Annotated in this window: 26 protein-coding genes; 11 read left to right on the forward strand and 15 right to left on the reverse strand. The window is 64.1% G+C overall.

Features of this window, described 5'->3' with window-relative positions:
• Positions 1 to 14: 14 nt before the first annotated feature.
• The 5 genes from F3J17_RS18120 (at position 15) to F3J17_RS18140 (ending at position 4,583) form a co-directional block, all read left to right on the forward strand.
• Positions 15 to 1,013, forward strand: coding sequence for a hypothetical protein (locus F3J17_RS18120; RefSeq protein ID WP_167061488.1), 999 nt, complete (start codon positions 15 to 17; stop codon positions 1,011 to 1,013).
• A 105-nt stretch (positions 1,014 to 1,118) separates the two neighbouring features.
• Entirely contained in the window at positions 1,119 to 1,445 is a 327-nt protein-coding gene (locus F3J17_RS18125; RefSeq protein ID WP_167061491.1) for an EF-hand domain-containing protein, read from the forward strand.
• Positions 1,446 to 1,527: 82 nt separating this feature from the next.
• Positions 1,528 to 2,241 carry a response regulator gene (locus tag F3J17_RS18130; RefSeq protein WP_167061493.1) on the forward strand — a complete coding sequence of 238 codons (714 nt, stop codon included), beginning with the start codon at positions 1,528 to 1,530 and terminating at the stop codon, positions 2,239 to 2,241.
• On the forward strand, positions 2,241 to 3,638 hold the full coding sequence (locus F3J17_RS18135; RefSeq protein ID WP_167061496.1) for an ATP-binding protein: 1,398 nt from the start codon (positions 2,241 to 2,243) through the stop codon (positions 3,636 to 3,638). The genes F3J17_RS18130 and F3J17_RS18135 overlap by 1 nt, the downstream gene beginning before the upstream one ends.
• 183 nt (positions 3,639 to 3,821) lie before the next feature.
• Positions 3,822 to 4,583, forward strand: coding sequence for a DUF4410 domain-containing protein (locus F3J17_RS18140; RefSeq protein WP_167061498.1), 762 nt, complete (start codon positions 3,822 to 3,824; stop codon positions 4,581 to 4,583).
• Between the two features lie 77 nt (positions 4,584 to 4,660).
• Here the strand turns inward: F3J17_RS18140 and dld are convergent, their stop codons facing one another.
• The 3 genes from dld to F3J17_RS18155 form a co-directional block, all read right to left on the reverse strand.
• Complete coding sequence (gene dld / locus F3J17_RS18145) at positions 4,661 to 6,418, reverse strand: D-lactate dehydrogenase (RefSeq protein ID WP_167061500.1); 1,758 nt, start codon at positions 6,416 to 6,418, stop codon at positions 4,661 to 4,663.
• Between the two features lie 126 nt (positions 6,419 to 6,544).
• Complete coding sequence (locus tag F3J17_RS18150) at positions 6,545 to 7,444, reverse strand: LysR family transcriptional regulator (protein WP_167061503.1); 900 nt, start codon at positions 7,442 to 7,444, stop codon at positions 6,545 to 6,547.
• Between the two features lie 80 nt (positions 7,445 to 7,524).
• Entirely contained in the window at positions 7,525 to 9,015 is a 1,491-nt protein-coding gene (locus F3J17_RS18155) for a GntP family permease (RefSeq protein ID WP_167061506.1), read from the reverse strand.
• Between the two features lie 223 nt (positions 9,016 to 9,238).
• Here F3J17_RS18155 and F3J17_RS18160 point away from each other — a divergent pair, with 223 nt between their 5' ends.
• On the forward strand, positions 9,239 to 9,859 hold the full coding sequence (locus F3J17_RS18160; RefSeq protein ID WP_167061509.1) for a uracil-DNA glycosylase family protein: 621 nt from the start codon (positions 9,239 to 9,241) through the stop codon (positions 9,857 to 9,859).
• Positions 9,860 to 9,862: 3 nt separating this feature from the next.
• On the forward strand, positions 9,863 to 10,282 hold the full coding sequence (locus F3J17_RS18165; RefSeq protein ID WP_167061510.1) for a DUF488 family protein: 420 nt from the start codon (positions 9,863 to 9,865) through the stop codon (positions 10,280 to 10,282).
• On the opposite strand, the gene F3J17_RS18170 is transcribed toward F3J17_RS18165, so the two are convergent.
• Positions 10,270 to 11,592 (reverse strand): TIGR00366 family protein, encoded by a 1,323-nt coding sequence (locus F3J17_RS18170; protein WP_167061512.1) that lies wholly within the window; start codon positions 11,590 to 11,592, stop codon positions 10,270 to 10,272. The two genes, F3J17_RS18165 and F3J17_RS18170, sit on opposite strands and share 13 nt — an antisense overlap.
• Before the next feature lie 292 nt (positions 11,593 to 11,884).
• On the opposite strand from F3J17_RS18170, the gene F3J17_RS18175 reads away from it, so the two are divergent.
• Complete coding sequence (locus F3J17_RS18175; RefSeq protein ID WP_167061515.1) at positions 11,885 to 12,607, forward strand: SH3 domain-containing protein; 723 nt, start codon at positions 11,885 to 11,887, stop codon at positions 12,605 to 12,607.
• A 29-nt stretch (positions 12,608 to 12,636) separates the two neighbouring features.
• Here F3J17_RS18175 and F3J17_RS18180 read toward each other — a convergent pair whose 3' ends face one another.
• The 8 genes from F3J17_RS18180 to F3J17_RS18215 form a co-directional block, all read right to left on the reverse strand.
• A complete protein-coding gene (locus tag F3J17_RS18180) occupies positions 12,637 to 13,617 on the reverse strand; it encodes a hypothetical protein (protein WP_167061517.1) in 981 nt (326 codons plus the stop codon).
• A 187-nt stretch (positions 13,618 to 13,804) separates the two neighbouring features.
• Complete coding sequence (locus F3J17_RS18185) at positions 13,805 to 13,966, reverse strand: hypothetical protein (RefSeq protein ID WP_167061519.1); 162 nt, start codon at positions 13,964 to 13,966, stop codon at positions 13,805 to 13,807.
• 132 nt (positions 13,967 to 14,098) lie between these two features.
• Entirely contained in the window at positions 14,099 to 14,323 is a 225-nt protein-coding gene (locus tag F3J17_RS18190; RefSeq protein WP_167061522.1) for a hypothetical protein, read from the reverse strand.
• Between the two features lie 275 nt (positions 14,324 to 14,598).
• Entirely contained in the window at positions 14,599 to 15,345 is a 747-nt protein-coding gene (phbB, locus tag F3J17_RS18195) for an acetoacetyl-CoA reductase (protein WP_167061524.1), read from the reverse strand.
• Positions 15,335 to 15,835, reverse strand: a complete 501-nt coding sequence (locus F3J17_RS18200) for a hypothetical protein (RefSeq protein ID WP_167061526.1) — start codon at positions 15,833 to 15,835, stop codon at positions 15,335 to 15,337. The genes phbB and F3J17_RS18200 overlap by 11 nt, the downstream gene beginning before the upstream one ends.
• Before the next feature lie 399 nt (positions 15,836 to 16,234).
• Entirely contained in the window at positions 16,235 to 16,696 is a 462-nt protein-coding gene (locus F3J17_RS18205) for a universal stress protein (protein ID WP_167061835.1), read from the reverse strand.
• Between the two features lie 139 nt (positions 16,697 to 16,835).
• Positions 16,836 to 17,807: an acetyltransferase gene (locus tag F3J17_RS18210; RefSeq protein ID WP_167061529.1), complete on the reverse strand. Its 972-nt coding sequence runs from the start codon at positions 17,805 to 17,807 to the stop codon at positions 16,836 to 16,838.
• A 197-nt stretch (positions 17,808 to 18,004) separates the two neighbouring features.
• Positions 18,005 to 18,400: a transposase gene (locus F3J17_RS18215; RefSeq protein WP_167061530.1), complete on the reverse strand. Its 396-nt coding sequence runs from the start codon at positions 18,398 to 18,400 to the stop codon at positions 18,005 to 18,007.
• Between the two features lie 153 nt (positions 18,401 to 18,553).
• Here F3J17_RS18215 and F3J17_RS18220 point away from each other — a divergent pair, with 153 nt between their 5' ends.
• The gene (locus F3J17_RS18220) at positions 18,554 to 19,390 is read left to right on the forward strand and encodes a DUF72 domain-containing protein (protein ID WP_167061532.1); all 837 of its coding nucleotides are present in this window, start codon (positions 18,554 to 18,556) and stop codon (positions 19,388 to 19,390) included.
• Between the two features lie 16 nt (positions 19,391 to 19,406).
• Here F3J17_RS18220 and F3J17_RS18225 read toward each other — a convergent pair whose 3' ends face one another.
• The gene (locus F3J17_RS18225) at positions 19,407 to 20,054 is read right to left on the reverse strand and encodes a TetR/AcrR family transcriptional regulator (protein WP_167061535.1); all 648 of its coding nucleotides are present in this window, start codon (positions 20,052 to 20,054) and stop codon (positions 19,407 to 19,409) included.
• A gap of 74 nt (positions 20,055 to 20,128) precedes the next feature.
• Between F3J17_RS18225 and F3J17_RS18230 the strand changes: the two genes are divergently transcribed.
• Positions 20,129 to 20,452, forward strand: a complete 324-nt coding sequence (locus F3J17_RS18230; protein ID WP_167061537.1) for a darcynin family protein — start codon at positions 20,129 to 20,131, stop codon at positions 20,450 to 20,452.
• Between the two features lie 84 nt (positions 20,453 to 20,536).
• On the opposite strand, the gene F3J17_RS18235 is transcribed toward F3J17_RS18230, so the two are convergent.
• Positions 20,537 to 22,081: an RNA polymerase factor sigma-54 gene (locus F3J17_RS18235; protein WP_167061539.1), complete on the reverse strand. Its 1,545-nt coding sequence runs from the start codon at positions 22,079 to 22,081 to the stop codon at positions 20,537 to 20,539.
• A gap of 356 nt (positions 22,082 to 22,437) precedes the next feature.
• On the opposite strand from F3J17_RS18235, the gene F3J17_RS18240 reads away from it, so the two are divergent.
• Positions 22,438 to 22,782 (forward strand): BON domain-containing protein, encoded by a 345-nt coding sequence (locus tag F3J17_RS18240; protein ID WP_167061542.1) that lies wholly within the window; start codon positions 22,438 to 22,440, stop codon positions 22,780 to 22,782.
• Between the two features lie 94 nt (positions 22,783 to 22,876).
• On the opposite strand, the gene F3J17_RS18245 is transcribed toward F3J17_RS18240, so the two are convergent.
• Complete coding sequence (locus F3J17_RS18245) at positions 22,877 to 23,920, reverse strand: aldo/keto reductase (protein WP_167061544.1); 1,044 nt, start codon at positions 23,918 to 23,920, stop codon at positions 22,877 to 22,879.
• Positions 23,921 to 24,073 lie beyond the last annotated feature (153 nt).

A 24,073-nucleotide genomic window follows, 5' to 3' on the forward strand; every position in this document is an offset into this window, starting at 1 on the left:
CGCAAGGATCTCTGATGAAACCGCTCCATCTCGCCGCCGCCACGCTCATCGCACTCGCCAGCGCGCCTGCTTTCGCAGGCTGGTCTGGCCACGGCACCGCCTATACGCCGCATGGCACCTACAACGGCGCGCATGCAGGTTCCTGCGGCGGCGGCAGCTGCACGCATGCCGGCGGCGTGGTGGGGCCGTGGGGCGGCGTCGCCACCAACACGGGCACCGTCACCCGCACCGCACCGGGACAGTTCTCGAATAGCGGCACGGCGGTCGGCCCGAACGGGCGCTCGGTCCAGCACTCGGGCGACACGAATTGCGCGGGCGGCACCTGCTCGCACACCGGCACCATGACGGGCGAAGACGGCCGCAGCGCCTCTTCCTCCGGCAGCGTGACGCGCACCGCACCGGGCCAGTACAGCTCGACGGGCACGGTCACGGCGGCGAACGGCAACAGCGTGAGCCACAACGCCTCGACGAGCTGCGCCGGTTCGACCTGCTCGCGCTCCGGCACGGTCACGGGGACGGATGGCGGGACGTACACGCATTCGGGCAGCGCCACGCGCGTTGCGCCGGGCGTCGTGACGACTTCCGGCGGCAGCACGGTCGTGCATGGCACGACGGTCGTTGCAGGCGGCACGACGGGCGGGACGACGGTGGTGACCGGCGGCAGCACCGTCGCCGTGGGCGCGACGGTCGCGGTCGCGCCGGTTCCCGCTCCAGCGCCCGCCCCCGTGGTGATCGCGCCGCCCCCGCCGCCGCCCGCCAATGCCGCTGTTTATGTCGCGCCTGCGCCCAAGGCCGTCTACGTGGCGCCCCCGCCGCCAAAGACGGTGTATGTCGCGCCCGCACCGAAGGTCGTCTACGTGGCCCCGCCCGCGCCCAAGGTCGTGTATGTCGCGCGTCCGCTGCCGCGTGCGATCTATATCGCACCGCGTCCGGTGTATGTCGCGCCGCGCCCTGCCGTCTGGGTGCCCGGCCACTGGATGGGCGGCGTCTGGGTGCCCGCGCATTGGGCCTGACACCCGCAACGGATTGCCCCCGAAAACGCAGTCGCTGAATTGATTTCCCTACCCGGCCGAATCCCTATGACGGCCAGTTTTATACGCCACCCCACGGAGCACACCATGAAGAAGATGATCGTCCCCCTGATTTTGTGTATCGTTTCAGCAGCGGCTTCGGCGCAAGGCTTGCCGGCTGCGCCCAACGGCGCGCCCACGCTGTCTGCCTCGCCCGCCGCGAACGAACGCATGACGCGCGCCCTCGCGCAATTGCAGTCGCGTTTCGCCCAGGCGAATACGACGCACGACGGCAAGCTCACCCGCGAACAGGCGCAAGCGGGCATGCCGATGGTGGCGCAGCACTTCGACGCCATCGACAGCCAGCGCGCGGGTTACGTCACGCTCGCGCAGATCGAGGACTTCATGCGCGAACGCGCGGCCGCGAGCCGATGATCGCGGCATCGCGACCGGCATGAGTCATCACTGCCCCGGATGGAGTACGCTCCATCCGCATCGACCACCGCCGGAGGCGGCCATGGAGCAGGCGAACCGCATCATCGTTCTGGACGACGAAGCCGAGCTGCGCAACATGCTGCAACGCTTCCTGAGCGGTCACGGCTTCGAGGTGCGCGCCGTCGCGGACGGCAAGCGGCTCGACCGCATGCTGCAGCGCGAGCCCTACGATCTGCTGGTGCTCGACCTGATGATGGAGCCCGAAGACGGCCTGAGCGTGTGCCGCCGCCTGCGCGCCGAAGGCCATACCTTGCCGATCCTCATGCTCACCGCGAAGGGCGATGCGGCGGACAAGGTGATCGGCCTCGAAACCGGCGCCGACGACTACCTCGCCAAACCCTTCCTGCCCGACGAACTGGTGGCGCGCGTCAAGGCGCTGCTGCGCCGCCAGAAAATGGCGGCGGGCGATCCGACTGTGACCTCGCAGCGGCTGCGTTTCGGCGACTTCGTGTTCGATGTCGGCCAGCAAACGTTGATGCGCGACGGCGTGGCCATCGACGTGCATTCGGCGCAGATGCTATTGCTGCATGCGCTCGGCTCCTCGCCCAATCGCGCCGTGAGCCGCGAAAACCTGCTCGCGCGCGCCCGTGGACGTGACCACAACGCGCTCGATCGCAGCGTCGACGTACAGATCCTGCGGCTGCGCCAGATCGTCGAAGACGATCCGGCCAAACCGCGCTTCATCAAGACCGTCTGGGGCATTGGCTATATGCTGGTCGCGGGCGTCGATTCCTGATGGCCACCTCTGCCGATTCGCCCCCTCGCGCGGCGCGTCACTGGCTGCCGCGTTCGCTGCTTTCGCGCAATATCGCGCTGCTGGTGGCGCTGGTTGCCCTCACTCAGATCTGCTCTTTGAGCGCGTTGCTGCATTTCGTGCAACGCCCGCGCATCGACCGTGCTTCGATCATCTTTTCCGACTACGTCAAGGTGCTCGACAACATGCTCGTGGCGATGCCGCCCGCCGAGAGCCGCGCCGCCGCCGAGCGCCTGAACGCGCAGCGCGACGTACCGGCGTCGAGCGTGATCGCGCCGCCAATGAATCCGCTGCGCTTCTTCCGCACCTGGCAACGCGATGTCTTTCTGGACGCGCTGCGCCGCCATCTCCCCGCCGACATGCCGGTGCGCTGGGAAATCGCGGACAACGATCAGGATGACGAAGCGCGCCTGTGGATCCGCGTGCACGCGGCGGGCGAACCCATCTGGATTGCTCTGCCGATGACCGCCGACGCCCAGGCGAGCGGCATCACCACCGCCATCGTGCTATCGCTCGGGCTGGCGCTGCTCGCGGCGTTGACCGGCTGGCTGATCCAGCTGCATCTGAACCGCCCGCTGGCCGAGCTTGCGCACGCGGCGCGCGGAGTGAGCGCGGGCGAAACGCCCGCTGCGCTGCCTACCGACGGCCCCACCGAAATTGCCGAAGTCAGCCGTGCCTTCAACCAGATGACCGATGCGCTGCGTCAGGCCGAAGCCACGCGCGCACTCATGCTCGCAGGCGTTTCGCACGATATCCGCACGCCGCTCACCAAGCTGCGTCTGGCGATTGCGATGGCTTTGCCGCGCGGCACCAACGACGGCCTCGTCGCTTCGACCGAGAGCTATCTCGACACCATCGACACGATTCTTCAGCAGTTCATGGACTATGCGGGCAGCGGTGAGCGCGAAGCGCCGCAACCCGGCGACCTCAATGCGCTAGCGGGGCAGCTTGTCGCCGATTTTGCGGGACTCGGGCACGAATTTGATTTCGAGGAAAACACGCTGCCGGTGTTCGCGTTCCGGCCCGTTGCCGTGATGCGTCTGCTGATGAACCTGATGCAGAACGCCGTGGTGTACGGGCGCACCGATCTGTCGATCCGTACATGGCAAGAGGACGGCTGTGCCTGTGTGGCCGTGCGCGATCGCGGCAACGGCATTCGCGCCGAAGAACTGGAACGCCTCAAATTGCCGTTCAGCCGGGGCAATAACGCGCGCGGGCATTCGGGCGGCACGGGACTCGGCCTCGCAATCGTCGACAGAATCGCGCGTCAGCAAGGAGGTTCGCTAACCTTCCTGGACCGCGAAGGCGGCGGTATCGAAGCCGTGGTGAAACTGTCGCTGAACCCTCCCCCGTTTCCCGGCGCGGCCCCGCGCACGTGACATAGATCGACATACTTTGGGTGTGGCATAAGCACGCGCCTGATCTCATACTTGCGCCTGTGCTGAGGGACGCGAGCCGCCAAAAAGACCAGGCGCAGCGACCTGCCAGCTTTCATGAACCCACTTCGATATTTCGGCATCCTGATCGATGCGAACGTGTCGAAGACAGTCAGGCGATACACCATGACCACGCTTTTCCACGCTCTCATCAACAAGTCCAAACGCTTCGCAGGCGCTGTGCTGCTGGCGGGATCGCTGCTCACTTCCGGTTGCGCATCGGCGGCAAATTCGCTGCAGGCCGCGGGGCCGCTTCCGCAAGTGCAGGCAGAGGTGATTTATGTGTCGGCCTTCGAAATTTCACCCGATATCGTAAAGCTCGACAGCGGTATGGCCCAGAAGCTCAAAGCAATGACAAGCGGCGAATCGTCTGCGCAACAACAGCAGCAGGCCGCGCTAGCCGCCCGCGAAAAACTCGCCGACGACATCGTTGCGCAGCTTAAAAAACAGGGCTTGCCTGCCGTGCGCGTCGATGGTCCTGTCCCTGCCGGGCGCGCCGCTATCGTGGTGGAAGGCCGCATCGATACGATCGACGCGGGCAGCCGTCGCCGCCGCTTGCTGATTGGCCTGGGCGCGGGCAAGAGCGAAGTGGGCGCGACCATCGCCGTGACCTACGTGCCCGCCAACGGCGCGCCGCAAGCACTCGTCACCTTCCAGGCGAATGCCGATAGCGGCCATATGCCTGGCGTCGCCGAAACAGCCGGTGTGGGCGCGGCCGCGGGTCATGTGGCGATGTCGGCCGCAGCGGGTGCAGGCGTGCATGGCGCGTCGGAAGCCAGGAACGACACGATTTCCTCCGATGCGGGCAAGCTCGCGAAATCGATTGCCAAACAGCTTGCGCAAGCGGCAACGCAGAACGGCTGGGTGCCGGTCAGCAAGGCGGGATAATTGCGGCGCCAGGCGCGTCAAAAAGCACAGCGGCGATGCCTTTCGATGCATCGCCGCTTTGGCTTTTAGCGCGGCCTTTACTGCGCCGTCTCGCGATAGTGCGCGAACTTCGACGTCTGCCCAATGCCAGGATTAAAGCAATTGCACGGATCGAGTTGTTCGTAAAACTGTTTCAGCGCAGGCTTCGCGTGATACAGATGGCCGACGTTGTGTTCGGCGGGGTATTCAGCGCCGCGTGCGTCCAGCAGTTTCCACATTTCATGCTCCAGCGCGAGGCAATCGTTGCCCTTGCGCACGATGTAGTCCTGATGGAACACGTGACACAGGAAATGCCCGTAATAAAGCTTGATGGCGATGGGACGCTCGACGGCTTCGGGCAATGTCTCGAACCATTCGCGGTCGTTGCGCCGCAAGGCAATATCGAGCGCAACGATATCCTCCACTTCGTCGCCATGCACGGCGCGGTAACGCACGGCAGCGCCCGCTGCCGCGAAGCGGTGCAGAAACGCTTTCGTGCCCTCTTCTGCGGTGCATTCGAAGAAGTCGCCGCTCGCCTGAGCGAAATAGCGTTTGAGATAGTTGCGCGTTTCGTCCACGGTATCGGCGGAGACCTTGAGCATCAAATGATGCTCGTAACGCTCGCGGTAATCTTTGAGCCGCGCGGGCAGATGGCCCGGAAACAGATGACTCACCGCCTGCATCACCCGGTCGGTCAGATGCGCGGGCAGAAATGAAAAGCGCTCGAAAAAAGCATCGAAACGGCTCTTGAGCGCAAAGAGCCCTGGCAGACGCTGCGTACCCAGATGCTGGATCAGCAGGAACATATCCTTGCCATAGCGCTCGGCGATATCAAAAGCGTCTCGATGCAGATATTCGCCCGCAATCGGCAGGCTCGACAGTTCGCTCAACAGAAAGCGGCGCACGTCGGTGAGTTCGGACGTGGCGTTGGTGCCGATATAGAACACCTTCGCGCCCTGCTCGATCGGGAAGGTGTCGAGCCGCACCGCGAACACCATCACCTTGCCCGCCGACCCAGAAGCCTCGTGCAGACGCAGTGGATCGGCGTTGTAGCGTGCGGGCGTGGCGGCGTCCACGTCGCGCACGTGTTCGGCGTAATGGCGGTCGGAAGCCGCGCCCGCATCGTGGCGGATATCGGCGGCGGGCAACTCGCCGCGATCGAGGCGCGCGAGAATCTGCTCGGGCGTTTCGCCTAGCTGGATTCCCAGATGATTGACGAGGCTGAGTTCGCCTTGCGCATTGACCTGTGCGTAGACGGTCATTTCCGTATAAGCCGGCCCGCGCCGCACCAACGCGCCGCCCGAGTTATTGCAGATGCCGCCCACCACCGACGCGCCAATACACGATGAGCCGATCACCGAATGCGGTTCGCGGCCCAGCGGCTTGAGCGTCTGCTCCAGTTGATCGAGCGTCGCGCCCGGCAGGCACACCACCTGTTTGCCTTCGTCGATGACATAAACGGTGCGCATGCGCGTCATGCTCACGATCACGACATCGCGATCGTAGTCGTCGCCATCGGGCGTCGAGCCGCCGGTCAGGCCCGTATTCGAGGCCTGAGAAATGACGACGGCGTTCGCGGCCACGCAGGCCTGCAACACCTTCCATTGCTCGACCAGCGAGCCAGGGCGCACAACCGCCGCCACCTTACCTTCGCCGAAGCGGAAACCCTTGCGGTAACGGCGCGTGGCTTCGTCGCCGGTGAGCACATAGCGTTGACCGACGATGGATTGCAGCGAGGCGACGAGCGAGGCTCGCCCTTCGTGCCCATTGCGCCCGGTTGCGCTGGACGATGCGGGGCGTTGGGGGACGGTGGACATACGAACGGCTCCAGGGGAAAGCAGATGCGAATACAGCTAGGATAATTTGTCGCACCCGCCCAAGTCCAATACCGTGTTTGCGTCGATCAAGACGAAAAAGATATCAATCGAACTGCAACGGCCAACTCACCCGGCCGCCGCATGCCGCGCGGTATCGCGCAGGATACGCACGAAGTTCTGCACGGTTGGCGCGCGTTCGCGTGGCCGGTGCACCAATGCGATGGTCGTGTGCAGCGAGCCGCCCTTGAGCGCGTGATACGTCACGCCTTTAGCCTGAATCTGCCGCATTGAAGAGGGAATCAGCGTGACGCCGAAGCCCGCCGCCGCCATGTTGACGGTCGAGGAAATCTGCGGCGACTCCATGCTGATGACGGGATTGAAGCCGGACGCCCGGCACGCGCTGATGATCGAATCGTAGAGATCGGGGCCAATCGGGCGCGGAAACAGGATCAGCGGATCGCCCACAAGATCGGCCAGATCCAGGCTGCGGCGGCGCGCGAGCCGATGGCGCGGCGGCAGCACGGCCAGCACATCCTCTTCGACCAGCGGCTGCGTTTCCAGCCCCCGGCAATCGAGCGGCAATCGCACGAATGCGGCGTCCACGCGCGCTTCGCTCACGCGTTCGAGCAGCACCGAACTATTGCTCTCCTCGCAGCCAATCGCCACGCCGGGATACGCCGTGCGATAACGCTGCAGCAGCGTGGCCACGAGCGGATGGAACACCGTCGAACCCGCAAAACCCAGATTGAGCCGCCCGGTTTCGCCGCGCCCGGCGTTCTGCGCTTCGGCCAGCGCCAGATCGGCGTCCTCGACGATGCGCAGCGCGCGCTCGCGAAAAAGCCGTCCCGTCTCGGTCAGTTCGACGTGGCGCGAGTGGCGCACGAACAGCCGGGTGCCGACTTCCTTTTCGAGCTTGAGAATCTGTTGGCTCAAGGGCGGCTGCGCAATGCCGAGCACGCGCGCGGCCTCGCTGAAATGCAGATGCTCCGCAACGGCAAGAAAGTAACGTAGCTGGCGCAGTTCCATATGTATTTCGTCTTGATTCGATGCGCGCAGTGTGAACCGGAAAGTTGCACGCGTCTATCAGCCGAATGGCGCAGGCGCCGTCAGAAACTGCCGAATAGCGAGCCGAGCACGATGACCACGGCAAGCGCGAGAATCGCGCCCAGAATGCTCACGACCACGAGGTCGCGATAGCTTTCGCGATGCGTCGAGCCGCACACGGCCAGCAACGTCACCACCGCGCCGTTGTGTGGCAGGCTGTCGAGCGTGCCCGACGACATCACGGCAACGCGATGCAGCAGCGCCGGATCGATATGGTGCTGCGCGGCCAGTTGCATATAGGTGCCGCCAAGCGCATCGAGCGCGATGGTAAGACCGCCCGACGCCGACCCCGTGAGTCCCGCAAGCAGATTGGTCGCCACCGCGAGCGACACCAGCGGGCCGCCACCCATGCCGAGCACCCAGTCGCGCACGACCTCGAACGCGGGCAGCGCGGCAATCACCGCGCCGTAGCCCACGAGACTGCCAACGCTCAACACCGGCAGCACCGCGGCGTTCGCACCGGCATCGACGCTTTCGCGCAGCGCGCCCAGGCGTCCCCGATTCAGCGCGACGAGCACGATGATGCCCAGCGCCAGCGCCACCGAAACGCCCCACACGCCCGAAACCGCGTGCAGCGTCGTCGCGCCCCAGCGCGGCTCGGCGAGATACGTGGCGTCGATGCGCGGAAACACCACCACATTCATCACGAAGTTCATCGCCACCACGACCGCGAGCGGTGCAAGCGCGACCCACGGCGGCGGCGCGCCAGCGTAGTCGGAAGCGTCGGCGCCGCTGTCGATTTCGGCGGGATCGAAGGTTTGAGCGACACTCGCGCGTTCGCGTACGAGCGCAGACTTGCCGCGCGTATCGTCGTCGGCGCCGCCGCCCGCCGGTTCGACAAAACCTTCGCCGTTGCGTCGCGCCGCCGCTGCGGCGCGGCCCAGCCACCACAGTCCGAAACCCGCCATCACGATCGTCGCGACGATGCCCAGACCCGGCGCGGCAAACGGCGTCGTGCCGAAAAACGGCATGGGGATGGCGTTTTGCAGCGCAGGCGTGCCGGGCAACGCCGACATCGTGAACGTGGCGGTGCCGAGCATGATCGCAGCGGGCATCAGGCGGCGTGGGATATTGGCGGAACGGAACAACGCCTGCGCCATCGGCGCGAGTACGAAGAAGGCCACGAACAGGCTGACGCCACCGTAGGTCACGAGCGCGCCGCCCAGCACCACTGCTGCAAGCGCGTGGCGCGTGCCCAGGCGATCGATCATGAACTGCGCAACAGCGTCCACCGAGCCGCTGTCTTCCATCAGCTTGCCGAACAGCGAGCCCAGCAGAAACAGCGGAAAGAACTGCGCGAGAAAGCGGCCCGTGGCGGGCATGAAGGTCTGCGTCCAGTGCGCGAGCGTCGGCTCGCCGGAGATCAGCGCGGCCAACATTGCGCATAGCGGTGCGAGCAACAGCACGCTCCAGCCGCGGTACGCGAGCCAGATGAGCAACGCGAGGCTCGCGAGCATCCCCATGAGGCCGAGCGCCAACGTGCCCCCGCTCATCGGTTCACCTCGCGGGTTGCACACCAGGGCGATGCAATGCGGATTGCGCTAGACGTCGTGTCGCGTACGGCGGGCATGGCGGCTCCGTGGTGACAGGGGTCATCGACCAGCCGCGAGATTACAGGAAAACCCGAATACGGCACGCGCGAGTGCCGCAGGTGCACGCAGATTGCGTTTGATAGACTGGGCTTTCCGTTCTTTGTCTCGCCGTCATTGCGCTGGAATGTCCGCTGCTGTGTCGAACGCCCTCTCCCTTCCCGCTTTATTGACCGAAATCCGCGCCTGCCAGGCGTGCGCGCACGCGCTGCCGCTCGGCGCGCGTCCGGTGCTGCAAGCCAGTGCGAGTTCGCGTCTGTTGATCGTCGGCCAGGCGCCGGGCGCGAAGGTGCATGCGTCCGGTATTCCGTGGGACGACGCCAGCGGCAAGCGGCTGCGCGCATGGCTGGGCATCGAACCCGATGTGTTTTACGACGCTGCACGGGTCGCCCTCGTGCCGATGGGCTTCTGCTATCCCGGCCGTGGCAGCGGCGGCGACAACCCGCCGCGTCCCGAATGCGCGGCGCTGTGGCACGAACGTCTTTTTGCGAGCTTGCCCGACGTGTGGCTGACGCTGCTGGTCGGCCAGTATGCACAGCGCTATGTGCTGGGCGAGCGACGCAGGGCCACGCTGACCGAAACCGTCGAGGCGTGGCGCGAATACGGGCCTGGCATCGTGCCGCTGCCGCATCCCTCGCCGCGCAATCAGGCGTGGGTCAAGCGTCATCCGTGGTTCGATCAGGACGTGCTGCCGGTGCTGCGCGAACGCGTCGCCAGAGCGCTGTATGCAAACGACAAGGAGAAATAAGCGATGAGCACAGCGAAGATCGCGATCCAGCGCGTCTACGAGCCGCTACCGGAAAACGGAGAAACCTGCTTTCTGGTCGATCGTCTGTGGCCGCGCGGCATGCGTAAGGAACGGCTCGCCGGCGTTACGTGGGCCAAGGATGTGGCGCCCAGCACGGCGTTGCGGCAGTGGTTTCATGCGAGCGAACACGATCCGGCGCAGTGGGACACATTCGAGCGGCGCTATCTGGAAGAACTGGATGCGAACCCTGCTGCGTGGACACCGCTCGTCGAAGCGAGCCACGCAGGCCCGATCGTGCTGCTCTACGGCTCGCACGACGCCGAACACAATCACGCCATCGTGTTGCGCGATTACCTGCTGAAAAAGCGGCGCCACAAGTCAAGCTGCGGTAGCGCCGCTTCACAGACGCATCAGAACAGATAAAGCCCGGCGATAAACACCACGCCCGAGAACAGCAGCGTGGTCACGCAATAGCCCATGATGTCGCGCACGCCCAGGCCCGCAATCGCGAGTGCGGGCAGCGCCCAGAACGGCTGCGCCATATTGGTCCACGCCTCGCCGTAAGCAATCGCCATCGCTGATTTGCCGAGATCCGCGCCCAGCGCCTGCGCCGCGGGCATCACGAACGGCCCCTGCACGACCCAGTGGCCGCCGCCCGAAGGCACCGCGAAGTTGATCACCGCCGAACTCAGGAACGCGAGCAGCGGGAACGTGTGCACATTGGCGATATCGACGAACCATTTGGTGATGACGCCCGCAAGGCCCGAATGGTCCATCAGCGCCTGAATCCCCGCGTAGAACGGGAACTGGATCATGATGCCCGACGCGCCCCTGGCCGCGCCCGCGACCGCACGCGCATAGGCCATCGGCGTCTTGTGCAGCACCAGACCGGCGGCAAGGAACACCAGATTCACGGTGTCGATATCGAGCGCGAAGCCCTTGGTGTGGAAGCGGACGCCGAGGAACACCGCGCACAGCGCCGCGACCAGCAGCGAGAGGAAACGGCTTTCTTCGATGCGTTCGGCGAATGTCGCGTCCGGACCGAGCTTGCGCTCGACCGTGGGCGGGTCTTCGAGCAGCGCAGGATCGACCGAGACGACGTCTTCGGGCTTCGGCATCATCAGGCGCACGAGGATCGGCAGCAGCACGATCAGGGCGATCGTGATGAAGGCGTTATAGCCCGTGAAAATGGTCTGCGAGACGGGAATCAGGCCGATGGTCTTTTCCATCGGATTGCCCTTGGTGGCCGCCACCAGCGGCACCGAACCGGAAAGGCCGCCGTGCCACGTCAGAAAACCCATGTACGCGGCCGCGACCAGCAGCCGGTAATCCGTGCCGCGCACGCGGCGCGCCACTTCGCGCGAAAACATCGCGCCGAGCACGAGGCCGAAGCCCCAGTTGATCGCGCAGGCCACCGCGCCCACGAAGGCCACCAGCATCACACCCTGGCCCGGCGTGCGTGCACAGCTTGCGAGCGCAACCAGCAGGCGTTTGACCGGTGCGGAACTGGCCAGCGCGTGTCCGGTGACGAGAATCAGGACCATCTGCATCGCGAAAGCGAGCAGGTTCCAGAAGCCCGAGCCCCACATCATGATGAGCGCTTCGGGCGGCTGCGGCGTCAGCGCGAACGCCAGCACGAAGGTCACGACAGTCAAAAGAATGGCGAAAATGAGCGGGTCCGGCAAAAACCGGTGCACCACGCCCGTGAAGAATCCCGCAATGCGTTGAATCACTTGTCTGCTCCTGGTCTTTCTGTCTTTCTGATATTTCTGCTTTGAATCCGGCTTCAGGCGTCCCGGGGACGCCTATGTGCCGAGCCGCGATTCTTGCACATCGCGCTTTTTTGCGTGTGACACGCCTCACCGCGCCGGACCGCATTCAAATCCCGAAATATTCCGTGTGCCATCGTGACCCGACGAAATCAGCCGTAATATGCGCAGCCGCGTCGAAAAAGACTTATCTGCTACCTTACTGGTTGATATCGCAATAAAAGTCACGAGGCAGTTCAACCACGGAGGAGCAGCAATGCGCAAGCAGCTCGTCGGTGCGATGTTCGCCGGTCTGGCCGCGATCCTCGCGGCACCCGCGCCAGCATTGGCACAGAGCCAGGCATTCACCAGCACGACCGTCAATCTCTATGCCGGGCCGGCGGGCGATTATCCCGTCGTGGCCCAGGTGCCGGGCGGCGTCTCGCTCGCCGTGATGGGCTGCGTGGCCGGCTATAGCTGGTGCGATGTAAGCCTGCCCGGCCTGCGCGGCTGGGTCTATGGCGGCTATCTCTCGTATCCCTGGCAAGGCGCGCGCGTGCCGGTGATGAACTACGGGGCGACCATCGGCCTGCCGATTCTGACGTTCTCGCTGGGCGCGTACTGGGGCAACTATTATCGCGACCGTCCCTGGTATGGCAACCAGAGCCGCTGGAACCGGCATCCGGGCCCGCGTCCCGGACCGCCGCCCTCGGTTCGCCCGCCTTCGCATGGCGCGCGGCCGCCCGGCGGCCATCACGGCAACCGGCCGGGCGCGGGCAATGGCAACCAGAATCGACCGCCGAATAACGGTGCGCGTCCGCCCGGCAACGGCAATGCGCGGCCTCCGGGACAAGGCGGAGCGAGACCGCCGGGCAATAGCGGCGCACGGCCGCCCGGTCAGGGTGGCGGCAGGCCGCCTGGCGGCGGAGGTGGCGGCGGTGGCGGAAATCGCCCTGGTGGTGGCGGAGGCGGTGGCGGCGGAAATCGTCCTGGCAACTAAACGCAGGCAGCGAGAAGGCGGCGAAATGACTAGAAACGGTAGCCTACGCCGCCAAGGATCACATCCGTATCGCGGCTATAGCGCGTGACGACGCGGTTCCACGTCACGCGCGCCGACCAGTGCTGCGTGACCCGATACGACGCCGAGACCGACACAAGGCCAGAAAGTATGCCGTCGCCGGTATCGCGATCGTCGCCATTCTTGCCGTGATGGATCGCGGCGTAGAGGCCCGCGCCAAAGCCCAGCGTCAGCCGTTCGTCGAGAAACGCGCGCGTCAGCCAGAGCTGCGCGGTCGCGCCGTCGCGGCGCGCGGTAATCCCATTGCCCTCATGCAGATAGCCGATGGTGCCGTCGAGCCAGTGCGTCAACCCACGCCGGTATTCGATGGCTTCGGCCGCGGAAGTCTGCGATTTGAAGCTGTTGAGAATCGTCTCGCCGGCCATCAAGGTGATTTCGTTATTCGTCACGTCATGCGTGCGCGGCAAGGCGAAATCGCGCGGGCCTGGTGAATCCGGCGCGTCGAGCTGATAGCCGATGCCGAGCATCACCGCCGTGGTGGACGGCCCATGCGTGACCTGCACGCGATCGAGCTGCAGATTCGCGGTCCAGCGGTGCGTGGCATACCATGTGGCGCGGGCGCTATAGACCACGCCCCAGCCGTGCGTATTGGAATAGCCCTCGCCTTGCTTGGCGGCTTCGGTATCGAAATAACGATAGGGACCCACGCCCAGCGAAAACACCAGCCGCCGCTGCGCCAGCGGCAGACGCGCCCAGGCCTGGAAAGTCTGTCCATCGCGATGATGGTCGGTGATATGGCCTTCGTTGAGCCAGGAGATACTACCGGCGAAATACGGCCCGAATCCCTCCAGATAGCTCATTTCCCACGAGTACGACTGGTCTGCCCCACTCCACAGTCGTCCTGCAAAGAGCGTGAATTCCTGTGCAAACGCGCTATCTGCCGAAGCCGCCCATGCCATCGCAGCGATAATGAAATAGCCTCTTTTCCTCATATTCGCACGCGCCCGTAGTCAATAAATGGAAACGAGTGGCCCCTCTCCCTTCTGTTTTTTCTGGTTTTTATTCACAGTAGCATGCGCATCGAAACGCACGCCTTTAAATTTGGATTGCTAACTAGTTGTGTTAAAAAAATGCCGCACCACAGTGCGGCATTCCGGCTATTCAAGCCGACCACGCCTGTTAGCGCACGCGATGGCAAACGCGCACAGCGTGATGATGGTGATGCTCGACGTGACACACCTGATGATGGTACGGCGCGGCAACAGCAACCAGCGGCGCGGCCAGAGCGGCGCAAAGCATCATGGCGGACAGACGGGCGAACGGCTTGACAACGGCTTTCATGGACAGACTCTCAGACAGTAAAACAGTGGATTGAAATGAGAGCCGGAACTTTATCGCAGAGTGCGCAGCAATTAGTTACAGGTTTGTAACGAGCGTAGCGCGGGATGTCGGGTACTTGACAGGAAACGCCGCTCAGTTCGCGCCCTGCCCCGACCGCCCGTACGGCTGGTCATGCGTGAGCCGCCGCAACAACTCCTGTCCGCGCGTCGTGAGGCGTGCGGCGCGACCGCTATTGTCGTCGTCCATTTCGACCAGCTGGTAGCGCGCAAGCGCCATGAAGTCGGCATCGAGTGTCTGGAGCGGCGCGTTGGCGTCGCGAATCAGCAGCAGCGCCGCCAGTTCGTGATGACTGAGCATCGTTTTCCTCCTGTTCAGATCTCACCGTACCGACCAGCATAGCGGGCAAAACGTACAGTTTCGCTACAGTCGTGTTTCATCGCGTTACGACAGCGTTGTTGCGCCGGAAGGAATAATGCATTGCGTGAAAAAGTTGTTAATTGGTACGCTGATTTCGTGTCGTTGCGATGTCCGGATTATGTCGTGCGCGTGTGATTATTGTGCGCTTAGGCAAATATCGCATTCCTGATTAAATAGCGGCGATGCACGTGCGCTGCGCTCCATGCCCGCATTGCTTAATGCATGTGCATGCCGCCATTGATCGCGATATCTGCTCCCGTGATGAATCCCGCGTCGTCCGAGCAAAGAAACGCAACCAGCGCCGCGACTTCCTCGGGTTTGCCAAGACGCCCGACGGGAATCTGCGGCAGGATGCGCTGTTGCATGACATCGGCGGGTACGGCCTCGACCATCTGGGTCGCAAGATAACCCGGTGAAACCGTGTTCACCGTCACGCCTTTTTTCGCCACTTCCAGCGCAAGTGCCTTCGTAAAGCCGTGCAGCCCTGCCTTGGCCGCCGAATAATTCGCCTGCCCATAAGCACCGCGCGACCCATTGACTGAGCCGATATTGACGACGCGGCCAAAGCCGCGCTCGATCATGCCCGCGAGAAAAGGCTTGGTCACGTTGAAAATCGAGTCGAGATTGGTGCGCATCACGCTGTCCCAATCGGCCTTGGACATTTTGGCGAAGCTGCGATCACAGGTGATGCCCGCGTTGTTCACCAGCATATCGACTCGGCCAAGATCGGCCAGCACACGCGCGGCGACTTCCTGGCAAGCGTCGAAATCGGCCACGTCCATCGAATACGCATGGAAATGCCGCCCCGCGGCGCGCTCGGCGTCGAGCCACGCGGCCATGCGATCGTTGCCCTTCGAACAGGACAGCACGACAGTCATGCCCGCATCGGCGAGACGGCGGCTGATCGCCGCCCCCAGTCCGCCCATGCCGCCCGTGATAAACGCGATCCGTTCAGCGCCCATGTTGGCCTCCTTGCGTGTGAACTTCGGTGCCGAATGCGCTGCTTGCCGCCGACATCGCGCGTTCGAACGCCGCCATCCATTCGCGGATTGGCTGGGCCGCGTCGATCGCGGCGGCGGGCGTAGCCGCTGCGGCGGTAACCGGTTGCAACTGGGCGAGCGAGTCCTGCCATTGCTGCATGACATCGCGCGCGGCATTGGCCCAGACGCCCGTGACCTGTACGCTCGCTGCAGTGCTCTCCTGCCAGAGCGCCGCACTCGCGAGCAGATAGTCGCGCCAGACCGTCTGACTCGCAGCGCCGAAATCGCTCCAGCTTTGAGCGCGACGCAAGGACTCAAGCATCGATTCCAGTGCAGCGCGGTCCCGCGCAATGCGGCGCTGCAACAGATTCGCCGCCTGCTCGCGCCATTGCTGTTGATGGACCAGCCATTGCAGCGCCGCCGACGTGCCGCTGCGGTACGCATTGAACGAAGGATGAGAAACGTTGGCCATGGCGGATTTCCTTTTCGACGATGCTTTAACAGGCGACTGATGCGTGGCGCGGGCCGCCGCGCTGCCGGACGAGGCGACAAACCGAAGCGACAAGCGCGACGGCATCAGGCGGATGAATGGCAATAGGGATGCTGGATTTCAACAGCGCTGGACGATGATGCAACGTGCACATTGCAGCGCAGCAAATCACGACAGATTGCGCGAACCTTTCGGACTCCGGCGCAATTTATGGTCGCGAAGCCAAGTCACATCATAGGCACGATGGACGACCTGTGCGCGCAGAACGCACCGGCGTGTTTGATCAAAATCTAATATCGAGATATTAGATCGGCACAAAATGCGCGTTGAATGTCCCGATGCCGCATTTTTCCGATTGGACGCCGCGCGATTGAAAGCGGGTCAGGCCGATTTCGTTTCTTCTTCGCGCACCATCATGAGGGGACGGTCGGCCATGCGCAGGTACGACTCCGCGACGCTGCCGATCAACAGCCGTTTGACGCCGGATAAACCGCGCGTGCCCAGCACCACGAGATCCACTTCATCCTCCGCCGCGATGCGGTGAATGACGGCGGCGACCTCTTCGCCGTTCGAATCGGCGGCGCGCGTCGTGCCGGTGATGCCCGCTTGCGCGAACACGCTCTTCGCTTCTTCGAGTGCTTCGGTCGCCACATCGGCTTCGGCGGATTGACGAATCTGCTCTTCGGCGAAACCTGTGCTGATATCCACCAGCCGCGCCGGATGCTGGACCACGTAGAGCGCCTGCACCGTCCCGCCCGTCGCTCTGGCGATCTTCATGGCCTCGTCGAGCGCGCGTCGTGCGCCGCGACTGCCGTCGATCGCTACCAGAATGTGCTTGTACATACCGGCCTCCCAGGTATCGACCATGGCCGAAATGTCGGCGATGGCCGGCTTCCGCGCATGGGCATTTTTTATGTTACGCGGTCGGCTGACGCGGCGCAGCGGGTTGGGCAATCAACCCGCCGACGGCATCCATGCTCGATCAGCTGTGCATCGGGCGGTTGAACACGCGTGCAAATGCACTGATGAACTTGTCGAGCTGCTTCGAATCGAGACAATCGATGCCTGCCGCACCCACGCGGCCGTTGCCGCCTGGGAAGGCGCGACAGAGTTCGTCCGCGCCGTGCGGATCCTGGAGCGGCGCGCGCACGCTGACGGCGTAGTTGCCGTCGGCGTTGACGCTCAGCACCGCATGGGCGTGAGCCGGCTCGCCAATCGCCAGCGCGTTGGCAAAGACGCCGCGCACCCGGCGCGCCCACGGTTCGTCGGGCAGCACGCAGACGCTGCCGTATTGCAGGGCGATCAGCGGCGTGATTTGCTGGGCACGCACCAGATCGTCGTCGCGGCAGGACGCGATGCGCTCCAGCAAGGGCTCGCTGGCGATGAACTCGAACGGGTCGGCGTAGGGTTTGATCGCTTCGTACAGGGCCGTTGGCGCGATAAACAGGTCGTCGACGCTATCGCCATAGGCGTTGTAGTTGATCGACTCGCCCAGCTCGCACAACTGCTCGATCTGCTCCTCGGACAGGCCTTCTTTTTCCGCGAGGTCGCGCGCAGTTCTGGGCAGGTTGTCGCCGAACGCCGCCGCGATGGCCCAAAGACGGTACTGGCCTTGCAGATGGCGATCGACCAGCACGCTGGTGCAGACCTGCGCCGTGGTGTCGATGTGCGCCATGAGGTTGACGTTCATCGGCAGATCGCCGGCATGATGATGATCGAAATATTCGACGTGAACGTCCTGTTCGAGCAATGCGCAGACCGCCGCGCGATTGGTGTCGAAGGAAATGTCGAGCACCGTGAGCGAGTCGCCGGGCTGCGCCTGCACGCGTTCGACGAGCGCGATGTCGCGCTTCGCCCCCGTGATCAACGTGGCCTCGCGCGGGCGCGCCAGGCGGAGCTGGTGGAGCGCGCAGATGCCGTCCGCGTCGCCATTGAATACGTCGAAATGCGCCATGTCCTCTGGGTTCCGTTGCGTTGAGCCCAACAGTATCGCGCACCGGGGGCCATTCCCACAAAGGGCAGATGACCGCGCCGCGTTTTCAGACTGCAAACACAGGGGGAAAAGTGCAAAGACAATGCAAAACGGGCAGCGGACGTTGAGTCCACTGCCCGTTCGTTGTGTCAGACGGTTCTGCTAGTTTGCTGGCGCGCTCAGGTGCGCGCGAGCGGCCAGCGCAACGAGAACGCGACCGGGAAACGCGGTGCGCGGCGACCGGCAGGCGCACGCCACGGCTGCATACGCGCATTCATGGCCGCGCACATCGCCACGCCTTCGTCGCCGTACAGACGCTCCATGGCCTGTTGCACGAGACCCGCATCGAACCAGACCTTGAAGCGGCGATGGCAGGTGCGGAAGTCGGGATAGCGCTCAGGCAGCCTGGCCCAGACCGAACCGGTTGAAAGCACCCACAGGATGGCTTCGAACACGGCGCGGGGGCAATGGGCCGGACGACCGCGACGGGGGCCGCTGGCGCGGCTGTCGTTAAAGAGCGGCTCGACGCTGCGCCACTGTGCGTCGTTCAGCTCGCGAGAGGGACGAGACTGCATCTGATATTCCAAGTGAGGTTGTCTGACACAGTGACTAAATTAGCCTCACGACTGCGCGAAAAATATCGGACTATGCCTAAAACGCTCTCAAAAAGCCCTCGCCATGCGGACCGCGTTAAACTGCCGCATCTGCGCTTCGACGGTGCCTGACCCATGACACGTTCCCCCGCTGCGCCCATCAAGACCGGCCGCATCCGCGTCGGCATCGGCGGCTGGATCTACGCGCCCTGGCGCGGCACCTTCTATCCCGAGGGCCTGGCCCAGCGTCTCGAACTCGATTACGCGAGCCGCCACTTGAGCACGCTGGAAATCAACAGCACCTACTACGGCGCGCAGAAACCCGCGAGTTTTCAGCGCTGGCACGACGAAACGCCAGAACATTTCGTGTTTTCCCTGAAAGCCCCGCGCTTCGCGATGAACCGCCGGGTCCTGGCGGAGGCCGGCGCGTCGATCGAACGCTTTCTCACCGGCGGGCTGCTGAATCTGGGCGACAAACTCGGCCCGATCAACTGGCAACTGACGCCAGGCAAACACTTCGATCCCGAGGACTACGCACGATTTCTCGACCTGTTGCCCGATGAAGTGAATGGCCGCAAGCTGCGTCACGCGCTGGAAGTGCGCCACGAAAGCTTCTGTTCGCCGGAGTTCGTGGCGATGGCGCGCAAGCGCAAAGCTGCCATCGTGGTATCGGGCGATTCGGACTATCCACAGATCGCGGACGCCGCCGCGCCCTTCGTCTACGCCCGCATCATGGGCACGGCCGCCAACCGCAAGACCGGCTACGGTCCCGCCGACCTGGACCGCTGGGTCGAGCGCGCGATCACGTGGGCGCAAGGCGGCACTCCCGACGATCTCGACACTTTCGGCAAGCCGCTCGCGGCCAAAGGCGGCCGCGACGTCTATCTCTACGTCATCAGCGGCCACAAGGCGCACAACCCGGCGGCGGCGATGGCGCTGATCGAACGCCTGCGCAAACGCGGCGCGCACTGAGGCTTCAAAAAGTCGCTCAGCGCTGCGCCTGGCCGCTCCAGACGCTGTGCCACAGATAGCCGACCACAGCGCGCGTCGCGCGCGCTTCGAGTGCGGCGGCATCTGTTTCGCCGCGCGCGCCCGCTGCATCCACCATGCCGCGCACCATCGCGAACACGTCGAAAGCCGCCGTCGACGGATCGTCGAGGCGCGGCGCATCGGGCAGTCCGAACGCCCGCATCAGCGTGGCGTGAATCCGGTCGCCGATACGCGCGTCGCGTTCGCCAAGCGGCAAACGCTCCTCCTCGAAATCGAGCAGACGCGCCAGCACGGGCCGCTGCATCTGATGCGCGACCGACGCGCGAATCAAGCCTTGCAAGGCCGCCTCACAACTTCCGGCCGCGGCCGCCTGTTCCAGCGCGGCGAGCAGCGGCGCGCTTTCGCGCTCGATCAGCGCAGCCGTGAGGGCATCGCGGTTCGGAAAATATTGATAAAGCGAGCCGACGCTCACCCCCGCCCGCTCGGCGATCGCATTGGTGGTGTAGCCGGTAAAGCCGCCGTGCTCCAGAATGCGAGCCGCGGCTTCGAGAATGGCGTCGACGGTGGCCGTCGAGCGGCGCTGCACTGGCTGTTTGCGCGCGTCTAGCGGCGCTGGGCGGCGACGGCCGCGAGGTGTGGGCGTCATGGTCGGAATGCGAGTATCGAATGTGAGCAAACGCTCGTATTCTAACCACTCATTCAATCGATCAGGAAATCTCCGTGAATACCTCCACCCAATCGGCGCTGACCGTCTTCATGCTGGTGAAAAGCCTGCCGGCGTGGCTCGAACTGCCGTCCGACGCACGCCAACGCGCTTTGCAAGAGCATGTTGTGCCCTTGCTCGAACGCCACCGGGAGCAGGTTCGACTGCGTCTGTTCGACGTGGAGTTTTACGTCGCGCGCGTCACCGATGTCTGGATGTGGGAAGCCGATAATCATCAGGCTTACGAAGCATTGATCGAAGCACTGCGCGACACACCGTTCTGGGACCGGTATTTTCAGATCGTCGAGATTTTGCCGGGCGTCGAGGCGAATCACCTTTAAACAGACGCCTCCGAACGATCACAAAAAAACGCGCACGGGCATCAACCCGTGCGCGTTTTTCGATTCAACGTCTGACAGGCAGCGTTAAATCTGCCGACGCATTTCCGCCGCCGGAAGCTTCATCATCTGCCGATACTTGGTGACGGTGCGGCGCGCCACGCGCACGCCCTGCTTTTCCAGTTCCTGGGTCAGCACCACGTCAGAGAGCGGATCGCGCGGATTTTCGGCGTCGATCATTTCCTTGATGAGCGCGCGCACCGCCGCCGCCGAACACGTGCCGCCCGTGCGCGTTTCCAGCTCGCGCGGGAAGAAGCGCTTGAATTCGAAGATGCCGCGCGGCGTGGCCATGTACTTGTTGCCCGTCGCACGCGAAACCGTCGATTCGTGCAGGCCGAGTTCGTCGGCGACATCGCGCAGCAGCATCGGGCGCAGCGCGATTTCGCCGTACTGGAAGAAGGCCTTCTGACGCGCAACGATACATTCGCCCACGCGCAGAATCGTTTCGCAGCGCTTGTGCGCGTTGCGAATCAGCCAGCGCGCTTCCTGAAGCTGTTGAGCCAGCGGCGAGCGGCTGGTTTGATCCGAGCGCGCGAACATTTCGGCGTAAAGCTTGTGAATGCGCGCGCGAGGCTCGATGGCGGGATTCACGCTCACGACCCACTTGCCGCGCACCTGACGCACGATCACGTCGGGGATCACGTAGCCGCCGTCGGCGCGGCCATAGTGGTTGCCGGGCTTCGGATCGAGACGGCGCACCAGCGCGGTCGCTGCCTGCAGCGAGGCCGCATCGCAGCCAAGCTGGCGTTGCAGTTCGCCGTTTTCGCGGCGCGCGAGGCGTTCGAGATGATGCGTGACGATCTGCAGCGCAAGATCGCGATGCGGCGTGTCGGCAGGCATCGCTTCGAGTTGCAGCGCGAGGCATTCGGACAGCGAACGCGCGCCAATGCCCGGACGATCGAGCATCTGCACCACGCGCAACGCCACGCGCAGGTGGTCTTCGTCGAGGATATCGGCGACGCCTTCGAGCTCGACCAGATCGGCCAGCTCCTGACGCAGGTAGCCGTCGTCATCGAGCGCTTCGATCACGATCTGCGCCGCTGCGCGATCGAGTTCGGCAAGCGGCGAGAGGCGCAGCGCTTCGTGCAGTTGATCACGCAGGGAAACCGGAACGCGCACCCAGTCCGAGGCTTCGGAGTCGCCGTCTTCGGAGCCGCGAAACGTCGACGAACGCAGCGTGCCCGACGACGGCAGATCGGCCGTGTAACCGCCGCCATCGTCCTGATAGCCGGAATTGTCGTCAGCGTAATTGCCCGATTCATCGCCATAGTTCGACGCTTCCTGAGCCACGCCGCCATCCATGCCGCTTTCGAGGCCGCCGCCCGGCACGTCGGCCAGCGCGGCGGGCGCTTCATTGGCCGCCGCGCCAATGCCGGCCGCGCCTTCGGCGGCTTCGGCCGCTTCGCCGGTCTCGGAGGCGGGCGGGACATATTCAAGGAACGGATTGGTGTCGAGCGCTTCGCGCAGTTCCTGCTGGAATTCGAGCGACGAGAGCTGCAACAGGCGCACGGCCTGCTGAAGGCGCGGTGTCAGCGCCAGATGCTGGCGGGCTTGTAACGCGATGGAAGGCATGGCAGTCCCGTTCTTGAGAATGTGGAGTGAATGGGACCTTCTATGCAACACCCATGCCAGTTTTTACAAACGCTTGTTTTGTAACGGGATCGCGCCTTGCGAGGGCGCAAATTCACTCCCGCCGCCCGAACAATCGACAGACGTTTTTACAATCGCGCGGAAAAATTGCGTGCCCGATGAGAGACATAGTGAACGCCTCGTCCGCGGTCAATTTCCCTACGTTTTTCCTGCGCTTTTCGTGGATAGTCCGCGCTCAAACGCCGCGCCGACGGGCCTCCGCCGCTCAACCGACCAACCGCGGCACGGACCTTGCGGTATCAGGCCACGAGATCATCAACTCACACAGGAGAACTCTCATGAAGCGCACTCTGATGCTCAAGACCGCCGCAGGCGTGGCCTGCATGACCTTCGCGCTGATGGCCGGCGCACAGACCAACTCTGCGGCTCCGTCCACGGGCAGTTCCGAAAGCGTGGGTCAACACGTTGACGACGCAACCATCACCACCAAGGTGAAGGCTGAATTGCTCGGCGCGAAGAACGTGAAGTCCGAGCATATCCATGTGAAGACCCGTAAGGGCATCGTCTCGCTGACCGGTACGGTCCCGAGCGCCGAGGACCGCGATAACGCCAAGCAGGTGGTGGAAGGCGTGTCGGGCGTGGATTCGGTGAAGAATCACCTGAAGGTGGTGGCTGCGCAGTAAGCGCCAGAGACGATACCTCACTTATCGCAGCAGAAACGCGCGGCCATTCAAGCCGCGCGTTTTTTTGTGCTTCCTTTTTTGTGCTGCCGATCGATCAGCGCTCCGCCTGGCGCAACTGTTCCCGTCGTGCATCGCCCTGACGCGCGAGCATCCAGCCAGGATATTCCGCCGGCAAGCCGCTCACATCGTCGAGCATCGCCAGTTCCTCGGTTGAGAGTTTGACCTGGGTGGCGGCGATATTGTCATCGAGTTGATCGACACGCTTCGCGCCGACGATCACCGTCGTCACCGCGCGCTGATGCAGCAGCCAGGCCAGCGCGATCTGCGCGACCGACACACCTTTTTGCGCCGCGATCGGCCGCATCGCGTCGATGCAGTCCCACGCGCGTTCGCGCTCAACCGGCGGGAAGTCGAAGGTCGTACGGCGGCTGCCCGCCTCGCCCTGCTGGTCGCGGCCATACTTGCCGCTCAGCAAGCCGCCCGCAAGCGGGCTCCACACCATCAGCCCGAGCCCTTCACTGCCCAGCATCGGCACGATCTCGCGCTCCAGATCGCGGCCCGCGATCGTGTAGTAGGCCTGTAGCGACTCGAAACGCGCGAGCCCATGATGATGCGCGATGCCGAGCGCTTTCACGATCTGCCACGCGGCCCAGTTGGACACGCCCACATAGCGCACATGCCCGTGCTGCACCAGCGTGTCGAACGCGCGCACGGTTTCCTCGATCGGCGTGGCCGGGTCGAAGCCGTGGATCTGATAGAGGTCGATATGGTCGAGTTGCAGGCGTTTGAGGCTCGCTTTCACGCCCTCCATGATGTGATAGCGCGTCGCGCCGCGCTGGTTCGGCGATGGGCCCATTTCGCCCAGCACCTTGGTCGCGACCACCACCTGGTCGCGCGCGATCTTGAGATTCTTGAGCGCCTGGCCGGTAATCTGTTCGGACACGCCTTGAGAATAAACGTCGGCGGTATCGATGAAATTGATGCCGGCGTCGAGCGCGCGGCCGACGAGCCGCTCGGCATCGGCCTGCTGCAGATCGCCGATCTGGTTCCAGATCCCGGCGCCGCCGCCGAACGTCATGGTGCCAAGGCAAAGCTCGGAAACGAACAGGCCGGTGCGGCCGAGTGGGTGGTATCGCATGGGGTAACTCCGTCGAAGACCGTGGGAACATCGAAGGGACATCCAGCGGGGCGAGGATACTGCGTTCGGACGAGGCTTGCTTGAGACCCGCGCCGGGCCTCCGTATTCTGGAAAGTAACCCTGGCCGGGCGGCCCGGGTGTCGTTCGGCAGGC

It is taken from the genome of Burkholderia sp. Ax-1719 (assembly GCF_011753055.1).
Taxonomy (GTDB): domain Bacteria; phylum Pseudomonadota; class Gammaproteobacteria; order Burkholderiales; family Burkholderiaceae; genus Paraburkholderia.